Genomic DNA, 6,721 nt, shown 5'->3' on the forward strand with positions numbered 1-6,721 from the left:
ACATTCACATTCTCTCAGGATGACGGGAGCGCGGCCCCGCTCACAGCGTTTCCTGCTTGTGGTCACAGTTCTTGCAGGTGAACTTGACGCGGGACTGGCCCTTTTCCGCCTGCACCCGGTTCGGCGCACCGCATTTGCCGCAAACGGCCTCGATCCGGGTCGTGCCCTGCTTGATGACCAAGTTCCGCTTTTCCATGGTCTCGCGGATGAGGCGTTCGGCCTCCTCGCGCAGCGATTGCTTCGACATCATCTCCACCGGTCGTTGGTTAGCGGGCGGCGTCATAGCACGACCGCGTGAAGTTTTGACAGCGGGGATTGCAGCTTAATTTTCAGACAATGAGCCGGTCAACAGGCAACCGGAAATGCCGCGGTTTGATCGGTTTTGATGGCCGGCCGATGCGGAACACGTTGACGAGGCATAGATCGGCGCCGATTTTGCCGAGCTTTCGCAGCCGGTCGTTAAAGTCAGGATGATCGACCAGCGCCGAAATCGGGCACGCCGCGAAACCGGCGCGATCGATCTCCAGCCAGGCGCGGTAGAAATGCCGTCCGGTCGTGAGTGGATCCTCACCGACGGGACGGCAAAACAGCACGATCGCCGATGCCGACGCGGTCTTGGTGCCGTCGGCAAGCAACGACGCGGCGAAGCCGAGACGATCGAGCGGCTTGAACAGGGTGCCGAGCAGGTAGCGCGCGGCGGTGGCCTCGACCGCATTCATGGCGAGCGCATCACGGTTGAGCCCATCGAGCAGATAGTGCGGATGGCCGGGCGACAGCCGCATCCATGCGAGCAGCTCAGCCCGATAGTCGTCGCCGCGGACAAAGGAGAATTCGGCCCGATCGGCCCAGTTGGCGATATCGGCAATCGCCTGGCGATCTCCAATGCAGATTACATCGTCGCGCGCGGCAGCCAGCTGCGCCAGCGCCGCCGCATCGACCGGCGATGCCGCAAACTTGCCGCGCCACGACATGCGGCGTGCCACAAGGTCCGCCAGCGGATCGGGCTCGGCTCCTTGCCTGATCGCAAAAGAGCACAGCACCGCAAACTGCGGCGACAGCGGCTGCTCGAGCGTGGTGATGCCTGTGATTGCGAAGCCGCGGCGGTTAAGCGCGAGGCTCATGCCCTCCAGCGCCGCGCCATGCGACACCAGCACGTCATGCCCCACGGGGTCGGCAACCGGGGCGCGGACGCCGGTCGCATCGACCAGCGCCAGCCGCTCATCGCCGAGCAGGCGCCAGCGGGTCGGCTGGATGTTGTGGACGCTCGGCGCCAACCGCGCCTCCGCGACCACCTCGCGCAGCAGATCCGGCGTCAGCGCGCTCATGGTGCGGCTAGCCGCTTGGTGAACAGATGCAGCCGGTGCAGCGGCTTCGCCCCGACCTTCTCGGCCTGGCGCAGCGACGGGCCGTTGATGTCAGCGATCCAGGTGCCGCCGAGCGTGCGATAGCCGGCCTCCTGCAACGCCAGCGCGGTGCGGTAGAGCATCGCGCCGTTGAGGCCGCGATTGTGCAGGTCGCGGCAGACCGACTGATAGATCAGCACCGCGCGCCTGTTCATCACGCGGTGCTGCACGAATTTGAACGGCGCTGACAGCCCGACCCGGCCGCCGATCGCCTTGATCAGCGGATTGAGGTCGGGGATCGCGATGATCGCTCCGGCGGGCCGGCCGCGGTGATAGACCACGGTCGAAATCCGCTTGTCGATGATCCACATCATGTCGCCGGCCTGGAACAGATATTCGGCGGCGGTCGGCGGCACGAACATCGGATTGTCGGCAAAGCCGTCATTGAGGATCAGCCGCGCATCCTCCAACCGCACCTTGAAGGCGGAACGCTTGATCGGCTGCCAGACGAAATCCGGATCGGCCAGCACCGCGCGCTGCTTGTCGCCGAGCAATTGCTCCGGCTTGCCGCCGTCGAGCGCGATCTCGAACGTCGTCATCGGGAAGGTCGCGGCATAGCCGGCGCGTTCGAGATGCTTTGCGATGTGCGGCGGCGACTACATCATGTCGGTGAACGGCGCATGGTCGAAGCCATCCGTCATCACGCCGATCTGCTGCATCGCGGTGAGATTGAAATTGCCGGCGACGCGGCTCATGCCGCGGGCCGACAGCCATTGCTCGGCGGCGCGCAGCAGCGCATCGGCCACCTCGACATCGTCGATGCAATCGAAGAAGCCGAATGCACCATGGCGGGTGCCGTGCTTGCGGTTGGACGCGTCGTGGATCGAGGCGGCAATGCGACCGACCGGTCGTCCATCGCGATGCGCGGAGAACAACGCATAGCGGCCGTGGCCTTCGGTGACGAACGGATTCTTCGCGGAATCAAACATCCGGTCGAAATCGCTCCACAGCGGCGGCACGTAGAGGCTGTCGGGCCCGTAGGCATTGAGGGCCGCGTCGAATGCCGCCCTGCGGTCGCCCTCGCGGATCTCTGATGTCATTTGGCCTCCGGGGTCAACGCCAGCAGCCGGCGTACCAGCGCCAGCGCGGTTTCAGTGGCGGGGTCGGCCGCGGTGACGGGCACCGCGAGCACGATCAGGTCGAGCGGATCATGCCCGAGCACGATGACGTGAGAGGCGTTGTTGGCTGCGATCAGCGAGACCATGCGCTCGGCCGCGGGATCGGTCGACGCCAGTCCCCACGGCGCGTCGGACCGCCGCAGCACGCGCCGGGTCGACAGGAAGTCGTGCAGCAGCGGCGGATCGTAGAGCGCGAGCTCGTTCTCGCGGAAGCGCCGCGCGCTTTCGAAGATCGGATGCCGCGCGAGCTCGGCGATCAACTGCTCGCGGGTCTGCGCCGGCGATGCCGCGACCGAATTGAGCACGCCCGGCTCCTGCGATTCGAACAGCGCCCGCAGCGCGTCCGTCATCAACCCGATGGTCAGCACGCCGGCGATCGCAACCGCGACGAAACGGACCATCTGCGCGGCGTCGACGTCGGGCGCCATGAAGGCAGCGGCGAGACCCAAGAGGCCCGAAGAGATCAGCCGCAGCGCCATCATCGCAAGGCCGTGCCGGCGCGTCTCGGCACCGCCGCCGGCGATCAGCATCACCGTCACCGTGAGCAGCGCGCCCAGCGCGCCGAGCCGCACGGGGATATCGGGAAACAGCGTGCGGAAGTCGGTCAGGATGAACGGGATCACGACCAGTGCACCGACCGCCATGCGGCCGATGCTGCGGTTCTCCGCAGCCATCAGCGAGGCGCGATCGCGCGTCGCCAGCAGCAGCGCGCACGTGGCGAAGCCCAGCAGTTGGAACAGCGCCAGCGCGATCGCGTAAGGCATCGCAAGCCGTTGCAGTCCGAACAGGCCGCCAAGACCGAGCAGGATGCCGCCCGCGAGCGCCGCGATCTTGACCGCGCGCGGCGCGTGGCGCCGCAGGATGCCTTCGGTGACGATCAGGGCGCCGAGCGGAACCAGCGAGGCCGGGATCACCGAGAGGCGGTCGAGCAGGCGGCTTCCGGTCCACCAGGCAAGGCCGCGGTCGAGGAACAGGATCGCGATCACGCCGAGTGCGAGCAGCAGGCGGCGCGTCAACGGGCTCCTTGGATCGCGCCGGTAGAACGTCATCATCGCCACGGCGAGCCCGATGGCGCCGCACAGATTGACGATGGAATCGGCAATCACCCCGGACGTCATCTGCTGCCAGTCAATTCGTCGATGGCCCGCCGCACCAGCGGACGCATCAGGGCGGCGACGAGCGCATTGCGCGGCTTCTCGATCGCGGGCCGATGCGGGTTGAGGAACCAGCCACGGCAATCGGTGCCCGAGGTGCGGCCCAGGATCAGCGCGACCGCCTCATAGGCCATCAGCATGCCGGTCGAGATCACCATCGGCGCGAACGACATCCGGCTGCGGCGGCCGGCGGCCACTTCGCCGGCGATGGCGAGGTCGACATAGTTGCGCGACGAGGAATGCAGCATCACGTGCTCGATCTCGGCGCGCATCGCGGCGCGGCGATCGTCCTCGGTGATATCGGTCCAGTCCTTGCCAAGGGTCGGGAAGCCGAGGCGCTGCTCGGGCCGCGGATCGTGCGGGCGCACCACGATCACCGACGGCAGCGGCGACATGTAGGCGTCGATCACGGTGGCATCGGCGCGCTTGGCAGTCCGGTACAGATGCACGCCGGCAGCGATATCGTCCATGCCGTTGACGATGACCGGGCACTGCGCGGCGATCTCCGCCAGCTCGCCGGTCCAGTTCTCGCCAAGCACCTCGATCTCGATGGTCGGATTGATGCGCCTCGCCGCTTCCGCGGCAACCGCCGCCTTCTCGCGTCCGACCTCGTCGGCGAAAGCGAACACCTGGCGGTTGAGGTTGGAGACCTCGAAGCGGTCGATGTCGGCGATCACGAATTTGCCGACGCCGGCGCGCGCCAGCGCCATGAAGGCCGCGCCGCCCATGCCGCCGACGCCGCAGACGAACACCCGCGCCTGACGCAAGAGCTGCTGCTCGTGCTCGTCGATGAAGCCGATATTGCGGCCGGTGAAGGAGTAGTAGTCGAAATTCATCGCGCGGCCCCGCCGTTCTGCTTGCGCGGACGCAGCGTGCCGAAGGCGCGGCTGTCGTCCATCCAGTAGACCACCGGCAGCACCAGCCGCTGCAGCGCCAGCATCCCGGACGCCGCCAGCAGCGCCGGCAGCGAGCCCGGGGGCACCTCGCTCATGAGATAGCGGCGCGCGCCGGCAAGATCGACGCGGCCGATCTGCAGCACGTCGTCGCCGCGCGCGTAGTCCAGCTCGCGCGCGCAAAACTCGTTATAGACGGCATTGCGATGCTTCGGGGCGACCTCGAAGGTCTTCTTCAGCGCGTCCGAGCCGCCGGTATAGGCGTTGGTGATGACCGAGCGCGCCTCGTCGAAGCCGGCTTCCTCGCCGACGCCGAACACCGCGCGATGCCTTGCCATGATGCCGCGCGCCAATTGGAGATGCGCAAAGCTCTGCCGCGCGCCCGGCAGCGGCGACGGAAACACGTCCGAGAACGTATCGCTGACCATGCCGACCACCGCCGGCACCTGGGTGACGTTGGATATCCATTTCGGCCGCAGCCCGTCGCGGGCGAACAGCACCAGCGCGGTCAGGCCGTAGAGCACCCAGGACAGCCCCTGCCCGCGCACATCGGGATCGACCATGACGAGGCCGAGATGAGTGACCTCGGCCGGCTCGCCGTCGAGCGGCACGTCCATCACCGACAGCGCGTTGAAGGCGATCGGCCGCCCGGTGTTTTCTTCGGATATTAGGGTGACGACGGCGCGCGAGAGCCGCTCGGGTTCGCCGGAGAAGATGCCATAGGTCAGGCTCTCCTCGGGCAGCGTCTTGGCGGCGACGATGCGCAGCTGCTCGACCAGCGCGTCGAGCTCGTCCCTCGGCAGCGACAGGCCGGGCGATTCGACGATGCGGGTGCGCTGGCCGGCCTGGGTGCGCAAGCTGAGATCGATGGTCGGCTGCGACAGCGCCCTCAGCCAGAAGCCGCCATGGCTGCGCAGACCGTCAAAGGCGGCGCGCGCCTTGCCAAGGTGCTTGCCAAGGCTCTTGGAAGCCGGCGTGGGATTGTCCGTGGACGCCATTTCTCTGTCCCTCGGGCGCGATCTCTGCACTCACCCCTGTTAAGGAGCCATGAGCGCAACCTGACGCTGTTTGCCGCAGGGTAAACAAGGCCTTCCGGAAACGGAACAAGTTGGCCGCAAGCGCCGGCAGTCCATCCACCCGTCATTGCGAGCCAACTGGTCGCGCGAACGCGCGCCCCGATGACAGGCTCCGCGAAGCAATCCATGCTTCCGCAGATGCGGGGCGATGGATTGCTTCATCGCTATCGCTCCTCGCAATGACGCGGGGCGAGACCCGCCCCCGACGAAAGCGGCGGGTGGAAAACCACCCGCCGCTTCGACTTGACTTCGGCTCACGCCGCCTTGGAGACTTCCATCAGCAGGCGCTCGGCCTTGGCGTCCTCGATACGGTTCACGAACTTGCTGCTCTCGTAATTGTCGCGCACCGTCTTGGTCAGCGTGACGCAGGTCTGGACCAGCATCACGATGCCCATCGTGAGATAGCCCTTCATCCAGAGGTCGATCGGCAGGAAGAACACGCCGAGGGCGACGAGGAAGGCGGAGGCCGCAAAGGACGCGTAGGTGAAGGTAACCCAGCTGCCGCTGTGGGGTTGGATGGTCTGGTTCATGGTCGTCTCCTTGATGATAGATGGTTTGAAATTGGCTTGGTTTCAGACTTGAAGTTCAGGCTTCAGGTTTCAGGCAGCGGGCGGGCGCCTGGCTTTCAGCCGCGCCAGCACGTCGTCGGCGGTCGATTTCATGCGCGGGCCAAAACCCTGCTCGGCGAGTTTCTCGGCGGTGGCGAGCGGCCCCGCGGCGGCGTCGATCTCGATCAACGCCTCGTCGGCGGCCTGGATCTCCATCTGCCGCTCGCGCAGCCGTTTCAGCGTCGCCTCCGCTTCCGGCAGCGTCGATTCGTAGGGGCGTGCAGCCTCGATGCCGCTCCGGCGCAGCGAACGCACCGCTTCCGATGCGCGGGCCAGCCGACGGCCGCGGTCGAGCTCGGCGATGCGCGCCTCGGCGTTGCCGACATGGCGCTTCAGCCGGGTGATCTCGGAGGCGAACAGCGCGCGTGCGGTCATCGCGGCATCGCGCTCGGCTTCGAGATTGGCGATCGCCTGCGCGGCTTCGCGGGCGAGGTCTTCCCGGCCGCCCTCGAGTGCCGCCGACGCGCGC

Annotated in this window: 9 protein-coding genes; all 9 read right to left on the minus strand. The window is 66.9% G+C overall.

From position 1 onward, the window contains the following. Positions 1-40 precede the first annotated feature (40 nt). The gene (locus AKL29_RS18970; protein WP_024581255.1) at positions 41-247 is read right to left on the minus strand and encodes a hypothetical protein; all 207 of its coding nucleotides are present in this window, start codon (positions 245-247) and stop codon (positions 41-43) included. Between the two features lie 82 nt (positions 248-329). Then, positions 330-1,325, minus strand: a complete 996-nt coding sequence (locus AKL29_RS18975; RefSeq protein ID WP_050385186.1) for a hypothetical protein — start codon at positions 1,323-1,325, stop codon at positions 330-332. Further along, positions 1,322-1,942 (minus strand): hypothetical protein, encoded by a 621-nt coding sequence (locus AKL29_RS45085; protein WP_244482167.1) that lies wholly within the window; start codon positions 1,940-1,942, stop codon positions 1,322-1,324. The genes AKL29_RS18975 and AKL29_RS45085 overlap by 4 nt, the downstream gene beginning before the upstream one ends. Before the next feature lie 57 nt (positions 1,943-1,999). After that, positions 2,000-2,443, minus strand: a complete 444-nt coding sequence (locus AKL29_RS45090; protein WP_244482169.1) for a hypothetical protein — start codon at positions 2,441-2,443, stop codon at positions 2,000-2,002. After that, entirely contained in the window at positions 2,440-3,639 is a 1,200-nt protein-coding gene (locus AKL29_RS18985) for a hypothetical protein (RefSeq protein ID WP_050385187.1), read from the minus strand. Before AKL29_RS18985 ends, AKL29_RS45090 begins: the two co-directional genes overlap by 4 nt. Further along, entirely contained in the window at positions 3,636-4,511 is an 876-nt protein-coding gene (locus AKL29_RS18990; protein ID WP_050385188.1) for a HesA/MoeB/ThiF family protein, read from the minus strand. Before AKL29_RS18990 ends, AKL29_RS18985 begins: the two co-directional genes overlap by 4 nt. Beyond that, the gene (locus AKL29_RS18995) at positions 4,508-5,566 is read right to left on the minus strand and encodes a hypothetical protein (protein WP_202814551.1); all 1,059 of its coding nucleotides are present in this window, start codon (positions 5,564-5,566) and stop codon (positions 4,508-4,510) included. Before AKL29_RS18995 ends, AKL29_RS18990 begins: the two co-directional genes overlap by 4 nt. Before the next feature lie 332 nt (positions 5,567-5,898). Next, positions 5,899-6,174 carry a YiaA/YiaB family inner membrane protein gene (locus tag AKL29_RS19000; RefSeq protein ID WP_028332945.1) on the minus strand — a complete coding sequence of 92 codons (276 nt, stop codon included), beginning with the start codon at positions 6,172-6,174 and terminating at the stop codon, positions 5,899-5,901. 69 nt (positions 6,175-6,243) lie between these two features. After that, positions 6,244-6,721, minus strand: a 478-nt coding sequence (locus AKL29_RS19005; RefSeq protein ID WP_244482171.1) for a PspA/IM30 family protein, incomplete at its 5' end; no start/stop codon positions are given.

The sequence above is a fragment of the Bradyrhizobium pachyrhizi genome (assembly GCF_001189245.1).
In the GTDB taxonomy this organism is placed as follows: domain Bacteria; phylum Pseudomonadota; class Alphaproteobacteria; order Rhizobiales; family Xanthobacteraceae; genus Bradyrhizobium; species Bradyrhizobium pachyrhizi.